This is a genomic window from Candidatus Methanogranum gryphiswaldense (assembly GCA_019262145.1).
Taxonomy (GTDB): domain Archaea; phylum Thermoplasmatota; class Thermoplasmata; order Methanomassiliicoccales; family Methanomethylophilaceae; genus Methanogranum; species Methanogranum gryphiswaldense.
In genome coordinates this window covers 901,200-921,564 of record CP076745.1, presented here as the reverse complement: position 1 = coordinate 921,564, position 20,365 = coordinate 901,200, and the positions used below count along the sequence as shown (strand labels likewise).

Sequence of the window (20,365 nt, the reverse complement as noted above, 5' to 3'; positions counted from 1 at the left end):
TTATAAAGCTTTTGAAAATGGATGTACAAATTGGTACGTTATCGATGGTTTTTATCTATTTTTTATCATAGTTTCATTATAGATTCAGCCAATTGTCCAAATAGATAAAATATTTGTCTTATTCAAACTTAGTAATGATCGAACGATCCAAGTTAAAGAATCGTGAAAAAGATAATATGTGGAGTCGGGAGAGGGGATCGAACCCCCGTATGCGGATCTGCAGTCCGCCACATAGCCTCTGTGTTATCCCGACTTAACCTACCCGATAGATTGGGTATATTAAAAGATTTAGGGTAGCTGAAGTCACATCATCAACTATCTGGCGTTATCATATTGTGGCCTGTGAAATGAGGATGTGTGTTGATGACACAAAGGTCCGTAGAATATTATTTTTGGCGATTGTGTTTGCACACACAATTATAACTGTCAGACCATTCATGCTTTCATGCATTGTAAGGACGTGTCTCTTCGCGATGTTACTGTACCGTTGACCATTGAAGGCATAACAGATCTGATGGTAGGCTGGAAGGCATACAAAAGGACAGAATATCTTGTTCTTCGTAACGGTAAAGACATAGCGGTCATAATGATCGAGAAGGTTGGTAATAAAGAGCTTTTTCAGAATCTGTCCGCTTATGAGATTGTGTCTTTACCAGTAGATACGGTCTATCACGAGGACCCCGGATTGGATGTATTGAACGCTCCGGCCTTGGCAAGGGTGCAGGTATTGTATCCTGGAAAGACGGTTGTGGTCTGTGGCATGTTCTCCCATATCAATTTCATAAAGGACATAGAACCTTTGAAACTAAGGGTTATCGACAATGTTCCCCCATCACCTTCGAAGCTGGGGGTATTGGTGGATATTGCTCTGGCATCTGGTTTCGTTGATCATCCCATAGTGACGGAAAAGATCGACATAGACATGGCAGATCGTGTAAAGGATGTAGACACAGAGGCAGTAATGTTCCCTTGCAGGGTTTCTAATTTGAAGGCAGAAATACCATTCTATTTCTTGGACGAGGCACCAACACTCAAGCATGAAGTGACGCTCATAGGATGCAATCTATCAGATAGAATATTTGAATCACTATATGGCACCCATCCGAAATTCATAAATGTCTGTCCTATGGACAATGTTCCTTTGGATGGAATCAGGACAATTGTAAAATGCTGCAAGGTTAAGGAAGGACATACAAGGAACGGCAATCTTGTCATCGTTCCGTGGGGTGCCACCGTACCAGAAGTTGTTGATGCGATCAATGATCTGTTCTCAGAATAATTCCCTTCCGCGTGCATAAGCTTTGTAGCCTTCTTCTGCACGTCCCATTTTACAGAGCAGGTCTCCGAGTGCATACCAGGAATCCGCATCGTTTGGATCGGCCTCAATATGTTTTTTGAGATGAGCTAGAGCCTCTTCATTTTTCCCTTTTGATTCTAGGTCTTTTGCCACCAAACGTCCTTTCGATTCGTTGTCGACGGTCCTAATGTACTCTTCTTTAGCTTTTCTGATGAGAACATCCAATGAATTATCCGTGAGCCACGGATACCTTTCTTTTAGCACTTTTTTAAAAGGTATCGCTCTTTCCTCATCTAAAATACCAGTGGTCCCTTTGAACATGTTCATCGGGACCTTCACGGTCAGTTTGCCGTGATTAATTGTCAAGTATCTATCCGGGGGTTTGATGGCTCTCATCTGAATTTGACTATGCGACCGCATTCGTCCCTCTTGCAGATCCCAAAATCTTTCATTTTCGAGATTTGTTCCATTGTGAATACCGGGCCGTCCTTGCAAACACGTTGGTCATCGATGACGCAGCATCCGCAGACTCCGGAACCGCACTTCATATGTCTTTCTAGAGAGAGTTGGCAATCGATCCCTAATTCCTCGCATGCCTTGTACAGGAAATACAGCATGATCTCCGGACCGCATGCTATCACGCAGTCGTAGTGATTCTCCTTGCATTTCTCTTTCATAAGTTGAACGGCATTGCCATGGAACCCTCTGCTTCCGTCATCTGTGGAGACCCACGTATTGGTTGTGTATTTGTGAGCGATATCGTCCATTATGATATCTTTGTCAGTACGTGCTCCGATTATCGTGTCTGCACCTGTTTCTTTGACTGCAGGTATTATGGAGGCAACTCCTACACCTCCTCCGACGATCAGATATTTTTTCCCCTTTCTCAGGTCGTAACCATTACCGTAAGGTCCTCTTAGCCGTAAAGTATCTCCGATGGAAAGTTCGTGCAATCTTCTTGTGGAATCTCCGATTCCTTTTACGGTTATGCTTTTTATCCTGCCAGTCTTTGAAAGGGACATTGGGATTTCTTCCATTCCAGGTACCCAGACCATTGCGAATTGCCCAGGTTGGGCTTTCTCGTCCCATTGGAATTCCAGTGTTTTTGTATCGTATGACTCGATATTAATTCCAATAATCTTGGCATAATTACTCATTGGCAACACCTACCATATCGTTAATCGATCTGTAATCATAATCTATCATGAATCTTTCCAGGTTTTTGTTAATTGTTTCAAAAACATTTGGACCGTTCTTCGCGATCGCGCTTCCGATCTGGAATCCGCTAGCACCCGCCATTATGTATTGTAATGCATCATGGGCATCATAGATCCCTCCGACCCCTATGATAGGTATATCCAACACTGCGTATAGATCGTATACAGCCCTAACTCCTACAGCCCTTACTGCAGGTCCAGACAATCCTCCGAACTTGTTGCTGAGGACAGGCCTTCTCATTTCGGGAGATATGACCATCGCTTTCAGGGTATTGATCGCCACAACGGCATCTCCGCCTGCATCCTGAACGGCGACACCGATATTAGCGATGGATTGCGTGTTCGGTGTGAGTTTGGACCACACAGGTATGCTTACGGCATTTTTGACGGCACTGACAATTGTCTTAACAATGACCGGATCTGTTCCAAGCTCCATCCCATATCCTTTTGCATGGGGGCAGGACAGATTCAATTCTACAGCCACAGCGCCGTAATCTTCCATTTTTCCAGCTAATTTTGCGAATTCTTCAGCATTTGCTCCGTATATGGAGCCTATTATAGGTCCTGCTTTGATGGCGATTTCCATCTCTTCCTTGAAAAGTTCAATGCCTGGATTGGGCAGACCCATCGCATTGACGAATCCACTCTTGATCTCCGTGAAACAGGGATTGGGATGTCCGGCCTTTGGTTCTAAACCTATGGATTTGGTCACCACGGCCCCTGCTCCCGATGCTATCATGCGTACCATCGATGGTCCCGTTTCATCCATGATGCCTGATGCGACCATTCCAGGTCTTCTCAATTTCACTTTTCCTATGGAGGTCTCAAGTGTCATAACGACCCTAGTATAACATACTTGATTAAAATACTTCCAAGGCATGAGCAAATATAATGAGCATGCCCGATGTCCGTAATGATTTTCCTACGATGAGGAAAGGCAAGGGGGTTTATCTGGACAGTGCTTGTCAGTCCCTTAGGCCTGACAGCGTGATAGACGCGGTCATGGAATATTATACCGAATATCCGACATGTGGCGGACGCAGCGTCCATAGTATGGCAACCGCTGTGTCGGTAAGGATCGATGAGACCAGGGAAAGATTGGCATCTTTCTTCGGTACAGAGGACCCGGATTGTTATGTTTTCACCAGGAACTGTACGGAAGGCATCAATACTGTGGCCTATGGTCTGGGATTGAAAAGTGGTGACGCAGTAGTAACACTGGATACGGAACACAATTCGAACAGTGTTCCATGGATCATGCTGGCGGACACGATCGGCATAAGGAGACGGATATCGACATCCGATGATGACGGTGAATTCGATATTAACTCTTACACTGAACAGATGTGTCATGATGTCAAACTTGTATCGATCCAGCATTGCAGTAATGTTACTGGCTGTGTCGTTCCTGTCAAAGAGATCGTCGATATAGCTCATGATTACGGAGCAATGGTCCTTATTGACGGTTCACAGGCCGCTCCGCATTTTAAAGTAGATCTCAAAAGACTGGATGTGGATTTTTACTCAATGTCCATCCATAAGATGCTGGGGCCTTCTGGTATGGGAGTACTGTACGGTAAAAGAGAGAGTCTTGAAAAAGTACGTCCTCTTTTCTTCGGCGGGGGCGCGGTAGGACGCACCACATACGATCATGTGGATCTGGCACCTATGCCGGATAGATTCGAGGCAGGACTCCAGGATTATGCAGGAATATTTGGTACCAATGCCGCATTGGAATATTTACATAAAGTAGGTTTTGATAATATCGTTTCTCACGAGAAGATGCTGATGCGGGCGATATTCGATGGACTCAAGGACGTCAACGGCATACAAATTGTCGGTCCGACGGATCCAAAGAGGAGATGTGGGACATTCTCATTCAATATCGATGGGTTGATATCTCATGATGTTGCCATGATGCTGGATAATATTGACGGCATAATGATAAGATCCGGTATGCACTGCGCACATCCCTTCTTCGAGTCTCGTGGAATAAAAGGGAGTGCACGTGCATCCACCTACCTTTACAACAATGAAGAGGACATCTCCAGATTCGTCGTTGCGGTCAAAAAGATCGCAGAGCAGTTCGGTAATCATTGATAAGTGATCTTTAATCCATTTTCGCAGCGTTCGATATTCAATACGTCATTGAATGACATGGTAAATCTTTCAGTGGAGTGTTCCATCAACGAACGATATTCTTTTCCGTTTTTTGTTAAGATGACATCATGACCGTTCAATAGAAGTCCACATTCTGGATCTGGTAGGATATCCCAGCCACGGAGATACATTACATCCGCTTCAGAGTTCCAGAATGAGTCGAGCATCACGGCCACATTATCTGATACTTCCATGAGATCATCTTCTTTCATCGAATCGTATGTGTTGGTTACGGGAACGATTATCGCGGCAAGAAGGATAAGTCCACATACGATCATGGAAACACGAGAAAGAGTGAATTCAATCAACTATGTTCACCTCCACCCCATATTCTCCGTTGATCCTTACACATTCGACAGACAGTGTCGTATGTCCGCTGATGTCCACTCTGTCTCCGAATATCTGCACCGTTGGTCTTTGTAAATAGATACGTTCTTTTTCAACATCTCCCAGGAAGATACCGATCGTGTAGGCGAAAGAATCCTTTCCCCCTATGCTTAGATAACAGTCAGACCCGATATCAACATCTACCGTGCAGCTTCCTCCGACACCTGCGTAATATGTTCTAGTTATTGCATCAGATATCTTTTCTGCTTCATTGGATGCGGCCATTACTGAGTTGTCGTTCTCAATGTCATCTACCAGTTCAGAAAGTATGGGTACAGAGACCGAGAGAATTAGGAAGGCAATGGCCAGTCTCATCGGGAAACCGATCATGGCCTTCCTGTCCGTTTTCATGCGATCACCGCTACTCTAGCAGAATTATCTTCACCGTAATCCGACATTGACACATTGACAGTAATGAAACCGATGTTCGAACCTCTCATGGTTATTTTGAGATCATCGAATGCGATATGTCCCTGCGCATCCGTGGTACCGTACGCAGTACTGCCTTCTTTGTCGCAAACTCCAAGGCCAGAAAGGACGACGGTTGCTCCATTTAGAGGATTTCCGTCCTGGTCTGTTACGTATATTTCGACATGACCGCTTTCTGTGTAATTACTTCCATTCAGATTGATATCATTTGAGACTATGTCCACAGAACCAATGGAATTCGGAGTGTCGATATTGCTCATCCATCCCATCAGTATCGCAGTGCCCATTGTTGCAATGAGTATCACGATCATCAATTGGAGCGGTAATCCTTCAATACTTCCTCTTTTGTCATTGTTCAATTTGGTGAGATTTTTTATTTTTCTCATGAACAGTGTTCTTTTTGATGAAGTATAAAACAGAAAAAGTACAGTTAGTGTAATTACTGTAATTTTATCGAATCCAATATTGTGTATCTTGCGCCGGATGGAAGGAGTTCGCTTTTCATTATCAAGACACGGTCACAATATATGGCACCAAATGGCATATCTGCATATTTTTTTAGTGTTATCGAAATATCTGAATGCCCAGATATCCTTCCTAGGGTGATATGTGGTTTGAAAGGTTTGTGATCATGTTCTATATTAACGGCATCCAATTCTCTTCCTATTGAATCCGATATCTTTTTCAATGGAATATCCGACCTCAGACCAACCCATATGATCTTTGGATCCGTGATGTTTGGAAATGCACCCAATCCTTTAAGTTCAATAGAGGAACTGTTTATTCCAATAACAGACCGATTGACACATTCTTTTACGATTTCGATCTTCTCTTCATCGATATCGCCTATGAAACAAAGTGTCATGTGTATATTATTTTCTGATGCGACCTTAATGTTCTTTGAACATTTCAGTTCATTCAAAAGCTGGACGATATTTTCGTTCGCAGGTACAGGTAAGGAGATGAATGTCCTCACGTTCATGTTCTCCCAATATACTCTAAGTTTATATTCTATTCAGCTATTTGCTTCCTTATGGCAGATAAGATCAAGACGAAAACAGGTGAGGATAAGTTTGTATCCGCATTCCCTGCAATCGCCTTCATTATTGTGGTAGCAGCTATTGCGGTTACCTACTTCATGATGAAGTAAACCTTTTTCCTTGTTTCAAGGATTACTTCCTGCTTTTGTAGTTCTTATGCGCAGTAGTGCTTTTTTAGAGCCGAAGTGTCCGAGCGAAGCAGCTTTGTTGTACCATTTTTTTGCTTCCTGCAAGTTCTTTTCGGTGTTTATGCCTTCTTCATAATATCTTGCTATTATGAACATGGATTCAGGGTCTCCATTCTCTGCCGAGAACAGGTAGGATTCGAACGGTGTGCCGTCTCCCTTTATTATTACTTTCTTTCCAGTATAATTCTCTATGATCTCTTTGGATACAGTGTGCCCTCTTTCAGCAGCTCTTGTGTACCATATGATCGCTTTTTGTTCATCGGCTTTCGTACCGATGCCGTTAGCGTAGCAGTATCCTACAAAATATTGACAGATGACGTTCTCATTTTCGGCGCCTTTCATGTACCATTCGAACGCTTTTTTCTCATTTTTATCAATCGCTATGCCTTCCATAAAACAATTTGCCACAAAAAGTTGTGATTTTGCATAGCCTTTGTCTCCTAGGATGGAATGTATCTCGAAGGCCTTCTTCAAATCTTTTTTAACGCCTTTACCTCTGGCATAGCATTCAGCGATCACAAATTGCGATTTATTGTATCCGTCTTCCATCGATCTGCTGCACCATGCAAATCCTTTTGCCTCATTCTTTTCCACGCCGTTGCCTGATAGATACATGTTACCTATCATATGGCAGGATACAGAATGTCCGTGTTCTGCCGCTCTTTCATAGTAGTATGCTGCTTTGGTGGGGTTGGTTCTCATACCATTCCCATTAAGGTAATTTTCTCCGGTTATGAATTCTGCATAGGGGTCCCCTAGGTCTGCCGCTTTTTTGAATAACTCTGCAGAAAGTTTTGCATCCATTTTCACCGCTTTTCCTTTGGAATAAAGTTGAGCAAGCATGACCATGGCATCTGTGCATCCTTTTTCAGATGCAGATTGGAGAAGCTCTAATCCTTTTTTCTTGTCTCTTTCAACACCGATACCGCCCATGTAACATCTGGCCATGCCAAGTTCACCATGAACGCATCCATTGTTGAATGCTACTGAATACCAGCTGTGTGAATATATCGGGTCAATTAGAACAGATATGCCGTCCATGTAACATCTGCCAAGATTATACTGTCCGATAGAGATGCCGATGTCAGCCATCCTGGCATAAATATCGAATGCGGCCTTGGGATCTCTTTCAACACCGATCCCATGTTCATAGCATCTGCCGAGTTCGCATTTTGCATTGATAGAACCTTTGTCAGCTGCTTCGACAAGTATGCTAGCTCCCTTTGTTCTGTCACGGTCGGTACCTGTCCCCCTCAATATACAAAGTCCTTTCATACAGAGAGCATCCATATTCCCCATATCTGAGGATTCAGAGAACATCTTGAATGCTTTTCCAGCATCGAAATCCGTACCGATGCCACTGTTATAGAAAAGGCCTAGCATGTATTTTGAACTGGGGCAGCCGTCTTCGGCCTTTTTCTTATAATAATTGAATAGTCTTTTATCCGTAGGAACAGAGGAATCTTCAAGTAGTCTTTCAAGTGCAGAGGACGCATCCTCATTTGCTTTCAAGGCAGCTTTAGAATACCATATTATGGCTTCATGTGTATCTTTTTTGACCGCAATGCCCTTTTCATAACATAGGCCTATAACATATTCAGATAGGGTGTGTCCAAGGGTCGCGGCCTTCATGTACCATTTGAAGGCTTCCATTTCATCGACATTTGTGTCCTTACCTAAGGCGTACATCTGACCCAACTCGAAGCATGAGTTGATGTCACCGGTATTGGCTTTATCGATGACATTCTGCGGAACCGACATGTTCTCCCCCTATTCCTCCGCTTATTATAATATCTTCGTCGCTGGTTGGGCTATTTTGACCATATCATTTCTTTTTTTGAAAATCAGTCGCGCAGATGGTCCTGATTATGACCGAATTACGATGTTTACAAGAAATGGGTTGCACCGTTGTGGTATGCATGAGAGTTCATTTGAATTTTACAACAATATCCGTGCGACATCAAATCCTCTATCGATTATTTATCGATAGTTCTCATAATTAATTGTATTTTACTGACACCAGATTGCATTTAATTTAGCAATCTTTGTTTATTTAATCAACCGATTGTCCTGCTTCTCTCAATTTATCAAATTTGTGGTTCCTGAACCATAAGGCTACATCTATTGATACAAGCGTTATGTTCAGAACGTAGAAAAATACAACATAATTGACTTGATCTATGGCGAATTTGTTTGCTATGCCGAATACGTATCCAACTTCCAATATCAGCATGAATCCTAGGCTTTTACCGGTTGCAGTACGGGTGTGAAAAGATTTGTTTATGGATACAGGCCAGGCTGCTGCAAAACAAAGCAGCATACACACCTCCAAGATCCCAGATTCAAACATCATTTCACCATTATGATCTCGTAATCCCCATTTCCCATTCCAATCTTTTCGGCATGCTCAAAGTTTGATTGCCAGCGCGTGTTAGGATTGGTTGAAACGAATATGTCGCTCGTCTTCTTACCGTTGCATGCAAGATCGAGTTTACTACCTGGCATTATTGGTTGTTTTTGTGCCATTTCAATGCATGCTTTATCTAAAGCAACAGGGTCTGCAGATGCAAATATTCCTAAGTTAGGGATCACAGGTACATCATTTTCAGAGTGACAGTCACAGTAGGGGGAAACATCCGTCACCATCGATATGTGAAAGTTCGGTTTTCCATCTATTACTGCTTTTGCATATTCTACGATTTTGCAGTTTACAAGGTCGGAATTATCGTCATTAACAACAGCAATGGCATCAAACGGACATATTGCTATACATCTCCCACATCCGACACATTTGTCATGGGAGATCCTTGCCAATTTGTTTACCAATTCTATAGCGTTTTGTGCGCATACAGTGAAACATTTTTTGCATCCTCTGCAATTGACTTTATCAACAGTAGGCTTTCCAGATGAGTGGAGTTCCATCTTCCCTCTCTTGGATGCACAACCCATACCAAGATTCTTCAGTGCACCGCCAACACCGGTAAGTTCGTGACATTTGAAATGGTTGAGTGAAATTATAACGTCTGCGTCAGCGACAGTACGGCCTATCTTGGCTTTTTTGAAATATATTCCGTCTTTGATCAGGACCTCAATATCATCTGTTCCTTTAAGTCCGTCGCCAATAAGCGTCTGGCAACCGGTAGTCACAGAATTAAATCCGTTAAGTTCAGCATTTCTGAGATGGTCCACACCGTTTTTCCTCATTCCGACATAGAGTGTACTGCAATCGGTCATGAAAGGTGTCCCGCCTTTTTTTCTCACTATGTCGCCAATGACCTTCACATAATTGGGTCTTAGGTATGAAAGATTACCATATTCTCCGAAATGCAGTTTGATCGCTACGAATTTTCTTTCCATATCGATCTCTTCAAGACCAGCTTTTACTGTTAGTCTTTCTAATTTTTCGAGAAGGCCATCATTGAATTCTGTATGCATATCAGTAAAGTATACTTTGGAACCCATACCAACCGCCAGCTTATGCATATTCTTGATAGTATTAAATCGATATGGGGCCGGAGACCAATTCATCAGGAATCTACTCGATTTTACTTTTGTAAATCCCATATGGGACACTTACGGTATTTATTTATCCAGTATGAGACAAATCGATATATATCGAAGAGAATACTTGAAATACTGCTATCAAATCACAAGTTCAACAAGAAATTTTCTTGTGAGGTGGAATCAATGTACACAATGAGTCCCTTTGCAGGCGCCCTCATATCGGATGAGGCAGCAATGAAGAAATACAATGAAGAGAAACTTTGGGGCCTCGCGGTCAGTATTGACCTCGGCGAGTGTGACCACCACAAGATCTCTTCCAAAGAGCACATCACCCAGTTTGCCATAGATCTGGCCAAATACATAGACATGAAGAGATACGGAGAGCCGATGGTAGTTTTCTTCGGAGATTCACCAAAGGTCCAGGGATATTCCCTTGTCCAGTTGATAGAGACATCTCAGATCTCAGGGCACTTTGCAGAGGATACAGATAGAGCGTTCATCGATGTATTCTCCTGTAAGCAGTTCCCCCCGGAGAAGACCGCAGAGTTCGTGAAGAAATATTTCGGCGCGAAAAAGATGCAGTATTCAGTTTGCTTCAGAGACATCTGATAAAAGTTAAATTCATAGCCCGGCTTCGGCCGGGCAATTAAATCATTCTATATGCTTTTATATGAATAATGTTTTTTTTTGTTCATGAAGGTCATAGTTTTTAACGGTTCTCCGAGAAAAGATGGAAATACGTCTGCTCTCGTTGACAAAATAGTTAAGGGATTCGAGACTTGTGCTGAAGGTCCAAAGATCGTTACTCTGTTTGATAAACAGATCAAGGGATGTTCTAATTGCGGATGTTGCAGTTCAAATGTTGTCAAAGGTCATTGTGTCATAAAGGATGACATGTCGGAGTTGTATGCGAAATTCTTGGATGCAGATCTTGTGATCGTAGCAAGTCCGATATACATGTATCAATTGACGCCGTGCACCCTTGCATTTTTAAATCGTCTTCACGCATTAAAGCCTGAGACTCGCAATGATATAAAGGGTAAGAAAATGGCAATCGCGGTGACGCTCGGCGACGGATCTGAATGTGCCGATAGTGCTATCACAGGATTTGTCGATTTTTGTGAATATTTCAATTTGGATTATTGTGGTATGGTAAGGATCCCATTTGCAAAAAGAGATGAGATCCTTGATGGAAAATATGATGATAAGATCAGTATGTTCATCGGCAAAATGACCTGAACCTTTTAGCCATCATTCTATTGATGGCATGTTACAAAGGTTCAATCATAATTTCTTTTATCTGTGACATGCTTCGCTTTACCCTCGAACCGCTCGAGTGCTCCTGGTAGTACGAGTTTGACGTTCGTCTTCAAATTAAGGATATCTTTTAGCCTCGATTCGACCTGTTTGGTCATTGATGTCAGTTCTGTCATATCATCTGTAAGGCATTTTTCTTCCATCTCAATTTCTATGACTATGTCATCCATGTAATTGGCATTTGTCAGTGTTATATGATAGAATGGACTGAGGAACTTGAATTCACCCACAACTGCCTCGATTTGAGACGGAAACACATTGATGCCTCTTACTACTAGCATGTCATCGGATCTTCCAGATATCCTTCCTATTCTGGGATGTGTCCTTCCACATGCACATTTTTCCCATGTCAAGGAGGTTACATCTCCTATCTTGTACCTGATGAGCGGGAAGGCCTCTTTTTGTAACATTGTGACAACCAGGTCTCCTTCTTCTCCATCGGCGCAGATTTCGCCGTTCTTGTCAAGGATCTCTATGTAGCAGTAATCTGCCCATACATGAGACCCACACTGTTGATCGCATTCAAGGAAACAGGGCCCATAGAATTCGCTTGCCCCATAACAATTATGGACCTTCATGCCTGTACGGTCCTGAAGCTTTTTTCTCATACTCTCTGACCAAGGTTCGCCGCCTGCAATGGCCAATCTGACCTTCGTGTCTTGATGTATGTTGATATTCCTGCTTTCACAAATATCTGCTATGTGGAACATATACGAAGGAGTTCCTGCTACAACTGTCACAGGAAGGTCATGCATCATCTGTATCTGTCTGTCGGTGTTGCCTGTACCAATGGGCAAAACGGTGGCACCTATGCGCTCCGCTCCGTAATGAACGCCTAGCCCTCCAGTGAAAAGACCATATCCGTGAAAGTTCTGCAGCATGTCTTTTTTTGTCATTCCGAATGCTATCATGCCTCTTGCGAGACATTCGGACCAATCATCCAGATCTTTCTGTGTGTATCCTACGATAGTTGGACGTCCGGTGGTTCCTGATGACACATGTACCCTGACGATCTCTTCGTAGGGTTTTACAAAAAGTTTGTCTGGGTAATTGTCTCTCAGATCGGTCTTTTTCATGAAGGGAACTTTTCTGAAATCATCGAAATCTTTGATATCGTCAGGTGTAAGTCCGGCCTCTTTCATCTTATTGTGAAAGAATTCAGAGGAATCGTACATCGTGCGGACCTGTTTTTTAAGTAGAGAAAGCTGAAGCTTTTGGAGTTCCTCACGGGGCATTGTCTCGATCTCTTTGTTCCTGAACGCCATCGTATCACCGGTAATCGTGCTAAGGATTGGCACGCATCCGTGCTAACTGCCCCATCACATATATAAATTGCTAAAAAGGGGTTTTTATAAGTTGTTTTATGGAAGTGTAACGGATCCTGCAACCCTAAGTTTTCCGCCCTCTAGATATAGGATTATGCCAGTGTCACCCGGTTTGTGGATTATATCTGTCTCGATATCAAATGTGACCGTTGCAGATCTGAAATCGAAACCGTTGTCCACATTAGAGACCCTGCAAGGGACCATTTGCATCCAGTGTCCTAAATGGATGACCATGCCTTCTTTAAGTGGGGACGCCCAGTATTTTACAAGTTTGACCTTTCCTGTAAGACTGCGGGTCATCTTTATGGACGGGTCCGTCGTGACAACAAATCCTCTGTCGAGTTCTTCGGATTCTACGCCTCTAAGTGCTAGACCCACATGGTCTCCTTTGATACCATCCTCCGCATCGACATCGTGTTTTTGAATCGATTTGAGGACAACTTCTTTTTTGATAGGGAAAATGGTCATTTTGTCATGTTTTTTGAAATATCCATCGATGACAGAACCAAGGACCACGGTACCCACCCCTTTAACGTTGAAATGACTGTCAATCGGACACGATCCGCGTGTTCCATCACCTGCCTTTCTTCCTTCGGCACATGCCATCGCTATGAGGTCTTCGCGTATCTTTACGTTATTTTCCTCTATGACCGTGTAACTTTCAAGGCTTGTTCCAGCAATTATTGGTTTGAGTTGTTCGGGTTGGATATAATTCCTTAATATTATCCATCCGTTCTTAATGCCGAAAAGATCGACCATGACGATGGATTCACCCAACTGCGCATCTATCTTGTCAACTACCAAAATGACGAATTCTGACATTCCCACAGAATAAAAGAGCGATGACAATTTGTCTGGATATTTTGAAGGCTCTATGAGTGTAACAGAATCATTTCCTTTTTTGAGTTCGAAGAACGTCATATCTGTGACGGTCCCTTTCTTTCCAACTTGTCCAGCGAAGTCCTTTGCACCGATAACGGCAACATTGAGGTTTCCCATTTAAATCTCCGATCCTTTTATGATTTTAATTCCTGCGGCCGTAAGCACTGAGATGGCCTTCTTGGGGTCATCAACCCTTATGAAGAGACCTTCGCGGTCCTTGGAGGCATACGCATAGCCATATTCTATGTTTATATTTGCCTTTCCGAGAACATCAGCTGCTTCAAAAAGGGATCCTGGAACATTGCCGATCGCTATTCCGATGATGTCGGTCTTTTTTACTATTATCCCTTTGGACCTTATTTTTTCGTAAGCTTCGTCCGGGTTATCGACTATGGCCCTGAGGATCCCGAATTCTGTCGATTCTGCAAGGTTGCAGGCCTTCATGTTGACGCCGCATTCCTTTAGGATACTGGCTACCGCGGCAAGACGGCCGGGTTCGTTATTGACGAATATCGAAAGCTGTGTGATTATTTTGTCGTCTGCCATTTTAAAACACCCTCTTATCAATTACCCTTTTGGCCTTTCCTTCGAACCTTGGAAGTTCTCCGGGAGCCTTAAGCTCTACTGCAACAGCGATGTTTAGGTATTTTTTAAGTTCGGATTCGATATGAGACCTTAGTTTTATCATATCCTCGATCTTGTCACTGAAAGCTTCTGGTTTTATTTCTACCTGTAGGATCATATTATCCAGTGCATCCACTCTTGTAATGTATATCATGTACTGAGCTCCAACCTGTGGTATCTGAAGCAAAGTGTATTCGATCTGAGATGGAAATACGTTTATTCCACGTATTATCAGCATATCATCGGATCTTCCAGATATCCTTGAGATCCTCGGTGAGGTTCTTCCGCATTCGCAAGGTTCGTGAGATATGCTGCATACGTCTTTGATCCGGTATCTTATGAGAGGCATGGCCTCTTTTTTGAGCATGGTCACGACCATTTCTCCTTTGTCACCGTCATTGCACGGCTCGCCCGTATCTGGGTCGATGATCTCTACGTACATGATGTCGGCGGGGATATGGATGCCGTTCCTTTCCTCACATTCTGTGAACATTGGTCCTGCCATTTCAGAGGTGCCGTAGATATCATAGGCTCTTATGCCTGAAGAATCCTCTATGTGTTTTCTCATGCTTTCTGACCATGGTTCTGCTCCAAGTACGGCCTTTCTCAGGTTGGTGTCCCTCTTGAAATCGATTCCCATTTTCTTTGCTGCATCAATTATGTGTACGAGATATGAAGGCGTACAGGCAATTACCGTAACACCAAGGTCCTGCATCAGTTCTATCTGTCTTTCGGTATTTCCCGTTCCAGTGGGTAGGACGGTCGCACCTACTTTTTCTGCTCCGTAGTGTGCACCAAGCCCTCCGGTAAAAAGTCCGTATCCGTATGAGACCTGCATTGTATCTTCGGGGCCTATACCTATTGATGTGAACGATCTCGCTAAAGCTTCGCTCCAATAGTCAAGATCATTTCTTGTGTATCCGACGAGTGTGGGTTTTCCGCTGGTACCCGACGAGACATGGTATCTTACGATCTCGTTGTTGGGGACGGTGAACATCTTAGTGGGATAGTTGTCTCTTAGGTCCTGTTTGTACATATAAGGAAGTTTTCTTATGTCAGCCAAACACTTTATGTCGTCTGGATGAACACCTTCTTTCTTCATCCTGTCGTGGTAGAACTGATTAAAGCTGTATAAGTTGTTTACAAGCTTCTTCAGTTCTGTGTATTGCATCTTTTCGAGTTCTTCTCTCGGCATGCATTCCATTCTTGGATTCCAAAACATTTTGATGTCTCCTATATCTGAATGAGATAGGTGGTTCAACGAGGTCATATTATTTATGGAGTTCTTTACTTGCTGTTGCATATGTCCGATCCAATTTTTAAACGAGAGGAGCAGAGGCAGTCATGGGACCGTTTTTACTGCGAAAACGATCGTCCTTGGAGAGGCATCGGTAAATTATCAGGGCTTGTAGTAGAGAAGGGAGACAAGGCCTTGGATATCGGATGTGGTAACGGTAAGACGGTGGCAGCCTTATTGCAGGAAGGTGCGTTTGTCACGGGATTGGATTTTTCAGAGAATGCTGTTGAATATTGTAAAAAAATGTTTTTAGAAAATGCGGATTTTGTTGTTTCAGATTGTTCTTATCTTCCATTCGATGACGATACTTTCGATATAGTGACATTGGTACATGTGTTAGAGCATCTGGATGATGAACAGCTATCCAGTACTGTATCTGAGGCTTGCAGGGTTCTCGTCAGTGGGGGCAAGATATTGGTTAGATCATTTGCGGTCGGGGATATGAGGGCCGAAGGATCGAATTCGAATATTCGTGGGAATGGCATCGTGTACAGATATTTCACATTGAAAGAGATAGAGAACATATTCAACGGCATGAACGTCATAAAAGCCGATACTATCAATGAGAGAATGAGGTTCGGTGGAACGAGGGTCAGAGTAGAATGCATTTTTGAAAAAGCGGACGATTCCCAAGATTTCTGCAAAGAATCTTAATATCGAATGATATTGCCTTCGCAGGAGTAATAACATGGATAGTTTAGAGGATGACGTTTTCGGAAGATCGGCCCGCAATCCTTTGGGATTATGTGCATTAAGTCTCATCATCGGTATCATAGCCTTTGTCATGGATTTTGCGATGTCCCAGTACATTGTCGGTGCAATTGCTGGTGCAGTGGGGCTAATCATCGGAGGATATGCCGTTAACTATGCGAACCGTTCAAGGACAAATGCCAATTGGAAGGTCTTCTTAATTCTCAGTGGCATCGGACTTTGTCTTTCGATGGTAGCATTCATTTACGGATTCGCCAACGGATTGTGAATCGATGGCTAAGTACAGGGGGAAATACATCTTGGAGGGATTGGGAGCAATCTCTTCAGATATGGAAAAGGACCTTGATATCGCATATGAGATATGCATGAGTTACAAGGCCGATTTCCCCTGCGAGCTTTGCGGACGTTGTTGTCATCAGCCAAACATAATCGTGCAGCCGCAAGAGGTCGATAGGATCTCGAATGCTGCAAACATCCCGCTATATGATTTTATGAAAAATTATCTCATACAGACATCGGATGGAAGATTATTGTTAAAAAAGACGTCCCCCTGTGCTTTTCTAGGTAAAGATAACAGATGTACAATTTGGGAGGATCGGCCAGAGATATGCGATGATTTCCCTTATGCGGTGTCTTTGTTCATGAGTCGGGTCTATCTTGCGATAACACACGATGATGTGGAGATATTGGATCTGATAGGATATATGGATGATACCTGGCCTTGTACGAAGGCCATTAAATCCACGATCACCGAAAAAGTGCAGGATGCCAAAGAGAAAAGGGTCATCAACCGTGATCTTCAATGAATTTTATCACGTATGGTATGTAAAGTTTTGGCGAAATGAGGTGTCCTTCTCCGTCTAATTTGATGAATTTACAGGTTTGTATCTTATTAGCTATTTTTTCGCCTTCACAAATTTCAACCATTATATCCTTGGTGCCATGTAGGCACAGTGTTGGTGCGGTTATTGCCGAGACACGGTCAGTAGTGTCTGAAAGGTCAATTGCTTTAAATTGTGCACGAAGTTTATATGCATCATTTATGCCAGATACTTTTATGTCCGATTGTTCTTTTTCTTTTTTGTTGAAGAAGTCCTCGGTGTAGATCAACCCATTAAGGATATGCCCGAAGAGTTCATCCGGTGCTCCTTTTTCCATTGCGGAAAGAGCAGCGTTCAAGATATATGCTGAGCGAGATGGACGGTATCCGTAGGTGGAGACCAAGATCAAGGCCCTTACCTTTTCTGGATGCCTTATTCCAAGATTCTGTGCGACGTGGGACCCCATCGACCATCCCAAGATATTGGCGCTATTAATTGCGAGGTGATCAAGGAGAGATGCGATATCATCGGCCATATCATCAATTGAAAAGTCAAGATCGCATTCTGTTCTTCCCGAACCTCTATTGTCTACGGTTATCACCGTGAATTTTTCTGACAACAGCTCAATGGCCCTTTTCCAGAAGTGAGCATCACCTCCATATCCGGATATTAGAACGATCGGCTCTCCTTTTCCTTCGATCTCATAATTGTATCTAATTCCGTTGATATCTGCCATCGACATGAGATAAGCATTTTCCAACAGATACAAAAATCTAATCCTCTGTTTGCGCTATTTTAAAATGATACGATGTCTTAGGAATCATGGTGAAAATATGAAAGTGGTGGCTTTTAATTGCAGTCCTAGGAAAGAGGGCAACACATGTCATATGATAAGAACAGTTCTTGATGTTCTTCAGAATGAAGGCATTGAAACTGAGATCGTTCAGGTAGGTGGCAATGACCTTCATGGATGCAGAGCGTGTGGTGGATGTATAAGGAACAAGGACGGCAAATGCGTTCTTAAAGATGATATCTTAAATGAATGTTATGCGAAGATGGTCAAGGCAGACGGGATAATCATTGGTTCTCCAACATATTTCGCGGACCTTACTACTGAAGCCAAGGCGTTGATAGATAGGTCTGGATACGTAGCAAAGGCCAACGGTAATCCTTTGAGAAGAAAGGTCGGCACATCTGTATGCGCGGTCAGACGTGCAGGTTCAATACACGTATTAGATTCTATTAATCATTTTTTTACAATCAATGAAATGGTCTTAGTTAGTTCTTCATATTGGAACATGAGTCTTTCAGTTGCTAAAGGGGATTATGAGAAAGATGAGGAAGGTATTCGGACGATGACCGTGCTGGGTGAGAATATGGCATGGGCCTTGAAGAAGTTAAATCAATGAGATAAAACCAAAAGGATGCAGGTTTACCCTGCCTCCTTTTTTTTAATTCTTTGTCACTTGTTCTTTTTAGCTTGGTTTGCGACACCGTTGATTTTTGAATTGACGGCTTCCTGATCACCCAAGTAATACTTTTCGATAACATTGAGGTTTTTATCGAATTCGTATACAAGAGGTATCCCCGTAGGAATATTGACATTGACGATGTCTTTGTCAGATATATCATCAAAATATTTGACCAACGCACGGAGTGAGTTCCCATGTGCAGTTATCAGGACCCGTTCACCTTGCAACACGAGGGGCACGATCTCTTCTTCGTAGAATGGTATGACACGAGACACAGTGTCCTTTAGGCTTTCAGTCAATGGAAGGTCCTTTTTCTCCACATCACGGAACATAGGTGCATTTGCAGGATTGCGGGCGTCGTCTTGTTCAAGGCAAGGAGGCTGTATGTCATACGAACGTCTCCAGAGTTTTACCTGATCTTCACCGTATTTTTCTGCAGTCTCGGATTTATTCAATCCTTGAAGTGCACCGTAGTGTCTCTCGTTCAATTTCCAGGTCTTGTAAACGGGAAGCCATTCGCGGTCCATCTGTTCGAGTGTTAGATTGAGTGTATGTATCGCTCTTTTAAGGTAGGAGGTGTAACAGATGTCGAAATCATAACCGTTGTCTCTGAGTGTCCTTCCTGCGTCTGCTGCCTCGATCCTTCCTTTTTCGGAGAGGTCCACATCTGTCCAACCAGTGAACAGATTCTCTTTGTTCCAAACGCTTTCTCCGTGTCTGATAAGCACCAACTTCATTCCAATCACTCTTTGGATTTTGTCCTATGCTTTGGTGTATTACCTCACATATTATTACTTTGATGCTTTACAAATTCAGAACAATTCCAATATTGTTGTCATGGACCCACCGTATGTGATGGCGGTCGTTTCTGTACACGAAGAGCGAGGTATTCCTTCATCTATGCCGATGGTGAAAGTATTGTTACCATATATTGTGGTCATTCTGTATGAATCAGGACGTCCAGTGGCAGAATTCAGGACAAGGCGCAGATAATCGATTGTTCTTTCGTCCCCTGTCATTGTAGCGGCTGCTAAGAGATCTGTAAAACTTACCAGTCTGGAATCATCCGTATCGATTATATCGTCAAGACAGAATTTGGAGGACAAGATCTCATTAGAGATATCGGATGCATCAGGATCAAAAGTATCCGTATTGTTGATATTATATGCATAAAGTGCGGAGAAGACCACAGACATTATGGTGATGAATATCATGGCATCGATAATTCCTGTCAGACCTTTTCTATTGTTTTTCAGAAGCATTGTGCCACCTCGAACACTACGGGTATCATGCGCCCATCATCTGTCGGTATCGTTTTTATGAATCTTGTACCTTCGACATTTTCGTCCATTGTGCCTACTGTGAATGAAATGTCGCATTCAACTATGTCTCCCGGGGTCCAACATCTTACAGTTATACCAAGTAATTCATTTTTTTCCATGAATTTGTACAGTTTTTCATTTATGTCGCCAGTCACAACATTTTCTACAATTGTTATATCTGAGACGATATCTCGATCGAATTCAGTATAATTTTTGTTGTCTGTTTGAGAATTTATTACAAATGCCCCTAAGTATAATGTAAGGACAATTGTCACCATCATCACTGCCATTATGGCCTCTGGAAACCCAATATCTGCTCTTTTATCAAATTTCATAAAAAAGAAGTTCGTTTCTTATGAAATATAAAGCAGA

Annotated in this window: 26 protein-coding genes and 1 tRNA gene; 8 read left to right on the top strand and 19 right to left on the bottom strand. The window is 42.8% G+C overall.

Features of this window, described 5'->3' with window-relative positions:
- Positions 1-179 precede the first annotated feature (179 nt).
- Positions 180-253: transfer RNA gene (locus KRP56_04705), tRNA-Cys, on the bottom strand.
- 192 nt (positions 254-445) lie between these two features.
- Between KRP56_04705 and KRP56_04700 the strand changes: the two genes are divergently transcribed.
- Positions 446-1,279, top strand: a complete 834-nt coding sequence (locus KRP56_04700) for a hypothetical protein (protein ID UAL07147.1) — start codon at positions 446-448, stop codon at positions 1,277-1,279.
- Here the strand turns inward: KRP56_04700 and KRP56_04695 are convergent.
- The 3 genes from KRP56_04695 to KRP56_04685 are packed head-to-tail and all read right to left on the bottom strand — an operon-like array spanning position 1,271 to position 3,394.
- Entirely contained in the window at positions 1,271-1,684 is a 414-nt protein-coding gene (locus tag KRP56_04695) for a tetratricopeptide repeat protein (protein ID UAL08463.1), read from the bottom strand. The genes KRP56_04700 and KRP56_04695 overlap by 9 nt on opposite strands.
- 5 nt (positions 1,685-1,689) lie before the next feature.
- A complete protein-coding gene (locus KRP56_04690; GenBank protein ID UAL07146.1) occupies positions 1,690-2,454 on the bottom strand; it encodes a dihydroorotate dehydrogenase electron transfer subunit in 765 nt (254 codons plus the stop codon).
- A complete protein-coding gene (locus KRP56_04685; GenBank protein ID UAL07145.1) occupies positions 2,447-3,394 on the bottom strand; it encodes a dihydroorotate dehydrogenase in 948 nt (315 codons plus the stop codon). The genes KRP56_04690 and KRP56_04685 overlap by 8 nt, the downstream gene beginning before the upstream one ends.
- An 11-nt stretch (positions 3,395-3,405) precedes the next feature.
- Between KRP56_04685 and KRP56_04680 the strand changes: the two genes are divergently transcribed.
- The gene (locus tag KRP56_04680) at positions 3,406-4,614 is read left to right on the top strand and encodes a cysteine desulfurase (GenBank protein ID UAL07144.1); all 1,209 of its coding nucleotides are present in this window, start codon (positions 3,406-3,408) and stop codon (positions 4,612-4,614) included.
- Here the strand turns inward: KRP56_04680 and KRP56_04675 are convergent.
- From KRP56_04675 to KRP56_04645, 7 genes are all read right to left on the bottom strand, one after another.
- Positions 4,608-4,982, bottom strand: coding sequence for a hypothetical protein (locus KRP56_04675; GenBank protein UAL07143.1), 375 nt, complete (start codon positions 4,980-4,982; stop codon positions 4,608-4,610). The two genes, KRP56_04680 and KRP56_04675, sit on opposite strands and share 7 nt — an antisense overlap.
- On the bottom strand, positions 4,975-5,412 hold the full coding sequence (locus KRP56_04670) for a hypothetical protein (protein ID UAL07142.1): 438 nt from the start codon (positions 5,410-5,412) through the stop codon (positions 4,975-4,977). Before KRP56_04670 ends, KRP56_04675 begins: the two co-directional genes overlap by 8 nt.
- Positions 5,409-5,876: a carboxypeptidase-like regulatory domain-containing protein gene (locus KRP56_04665; protein UAL07141.1), complete on the bottom strand. Its 468-nt coding sequence runs from the start codon at positions 5,874-5,876 to the stop codon at positions 5,409-5,411. Before KRP56_04665 ends, KRP56_04670 begins: the two co-directional genes overlap by 4 nt.
- Positions 5,877-5,929: 53 nt before the next feature.
- A complete protein-coding gene (thpR, locus tag KRP56_04660; protein UAL07140.1) occupies positions 5,930-6,472 on the bottom strand; it encodes an RNA 2',3'-cyclic phosphodiesterase in 543 nt (180 codons plus the stop codon).
- Positions 6,473-6,655: 183 nt separating this feature from the next.
- Positions 6,656-8,479, bottom strand: coding sequence for a sel1 repeat family protein (locus tag KRP56_04655; GenBank protein UAL07139.1), 1,824 nt, complete (start codon positions 8,477-8,479; stop codon positions 6,656-6,658).
- Between the two features lie 292 nt (positions 8,480-8,771).
- A complete protein-coding gene (locus KRP56_04650) occupies positions 8,772-9,038 on the bottom strand; it encodes a hypothetical protein (protein ID UAL08462.1) in 267 nt (88 codons plus the stop codon).
- Positions 9,039-9,067: 29 nt separating this feature from the next.
- Positions 9,068-10,201, bottom strand: coding sequence for a DUF362 domain-containing protein (locus KRP56_04645; protein UAL07138.1), 1,134 nt, complete (start codon positions 10,199-10,201; stop codon positions 9,068-9,070).
- A 213-nt stretch (positions 10,202-10,414) separates the two neighbouring features.
- Between KRP56_04645 and KRP56_04640 the strand changes: the two genes are divergently transcribed.
- On the top strand, positions 10,415-10,831 hold the full coding sequence (locus tag KRP56_04640) for an S-adenosylmethionine decarboxylase (GenBank protein ID UAL08461.1): 417 nt from the start codon (positions 10,415-10,417) through the stop codon (positions 10,829-10,831).
- A gap of 84 nt (positions 10,832-10,915) precedes the next feature.
- Entirely contained in the window at positions 10,916-11,461 is a 546-nt protein-coding gene (locus tag KRP56_04635; protein ID UAL07137.1) for a flavodoxin family protein, read from the top strand.
- 41 nt (positions 11,462-11,502) lie between these two features.
- Here KRP56_04635 and KRP56_04630 read toward each other — a convergent pair whose 3' ends face one another.
- The 4 genes from KRP56_04630 to KRP56_04615 form a co-directional block, all read right to left on the bottom strand.
- A complete protein-coding gene (locus KRP56_04630; GenBank protein UAL08460.1) occupies positions 11,503-12,774 on the bottom strand; it encodes a phenylacetate--CoA ligase in 1,272 nt (423 codons plus the stop codon).
- Between the two features lie 126 nt (positions 12,775-12,900).
- Positions 12,901-13,863: a translation elongation factor 1 alpha-related protein gene (locus KRP56_04625; protein UAL07136.1), complete on the bottom strand. Its 963-nt coding sequence runs from the start codon at positions 13,861-13,863 to the stop codon at positions 12,901-12,903.
- Positions 13,864-14,292, bottom strand: a complete 429-nt coding sequence (locus KRP56_04620) for an amino acid-binding protein (protein UAL07135.1) — start codon at positions 14,290-14,292, stop codon at positions 13,864-13,866. It abuts the gene before it with no gap.
- Position 14,293: 1 nt separating this feature from the next.
- Positions 14,294-15,565, bottom strand: a complete 1,272-nt coding sequence (locus KRP56_04615; GenBank protein ID UAL08459.1) for a phenylacetate--CoA ligase — start codon at positions 15,563-15,565, stop codon at positions 14,294-14,296.
- A 108-nt stretch (positions 15,566-15,673) separates the two neighbouring features.
- On the opposite strand from KRP56_04615, the gene KRP56_04610 reads away from it, so the two are divergent.
- Genes KRP56_04610 through KRP56_04600 form a run of 3 tightly spaced genes read left to right on the top strand, consistent with a single transcriptional unit; the run spans position 15,674 to position 17,184 of the window.
- Positions 15,674-16,321 (top strand): class I SAM-dependent methyltransferase, encoded by a 648-nt coding sequence (locus tag KRP56_04610; protein ID UAL07134.1) that lies wholly within the window; start codon positions 15,674-15,676, stop codon positions 16,319-16,321.
- A gap of 34 nt (positions 16,322-16,355) precedes the next feature.
- Positions 16,356-16,646 carry a hypothetical protein gene (locus KRP56_04605; GenBank protein ID UAL07133.1) on the top strand — a complete coding sequence of 97 codons (291 nt, stop codon included), beginning with the start codon at positions 16,356-16,358 and terminating at the stop codon, positions 16,644-16,646.
- Between the two features lie 4 nt (positions 16,647-16,650).
- Positions 16,651-17,184, top strand: a complete 534-nt coding sequence (locus KRP56_04600; GenBank protein ID UAL07132.1) for a YkgJ family cysteine cluster protein — start codon at positions 16,651-16,653, stop codon at positions 17,182-17,184.
- Here KRP56_04600 and KRP56_04595 read toward each other — a convergent pair.
- A complete protein-coding gene (locus tag KRP56_04595; GenBank protein UAL07131.1) occupies positions 17,165-17,941 on the bottom strand; it encodes an alpha/beta hydrolase in 777 nt (258 codons plus the stop codon). The two genes, KRP56_04600 and KRP56_04595, sit on opposite strands and share 20 nt — an antisense overlap.
- A gap of 91 nt (positions 17,942-18,032) precedes the next feature.
- On the opposite strand from KRP56_04595, the gene KRP56_04590 reads away from it, so the two are divergent.
- Entirely contained in the window at positions 18,033-18,608 is a 576-nt protein-coding gene (locus KRP56_04590) for a flavodoxin family protein (protein ID UAL07130.1), read from the top strand.
- A 53-nt stretch (positions 18,609-18,661) separates the two neighbouring features.
- Here the strand turns inward: KRP56_04590 and gpmA are convergent, their stop codons facing one another.
- From gpmA to KRP56_04575, 3 genes are all read right to left on the bottom strand, one after another.
- Positions 18,662-19,408 carry a 2,3-diphosphoglycerate-dependent phosphoglycerate mutase gene (gpmA, locus tag KRP56_04585; protein UAL07129.1) on the bottom strand — a complete coding sequence of 249 codons (747 nt, stop codon included), beginning with the start codon at positions 19,406-19,408 and terminating at the stop codon, positions 18,662-18,664.
- A 75-nt stretch (positions 19,409-19,483) separates the two neighbouring features.
- Positions 19,484-19,933 carry a hypothetical protein gene (locus KRP56_04580; GenBank protein UAL07128.1) on the bottom strand — a complete coding sequence of 150 codons (450 nt, stop codon included), beginning with the start codon at positions 19,931-19,933 and terminating at the stop codon, positions 19,484-19,486.
- Positions 19,924-20,328, bottom strand: coding sequence for a hypothetical protein (locus KRP56_04575; protein ID UAL07127.1), 405 nt, complete (start codon positions 20,326-20,328; stop codon positions 19,924-19,926). The genes KRP56_04580 and KRP56_04575 overlap by 10 nt, the downstream gene beginning before the upstream one ends.
- Positions 20,329-20,365: the final 37 nt, after the last annotated feature.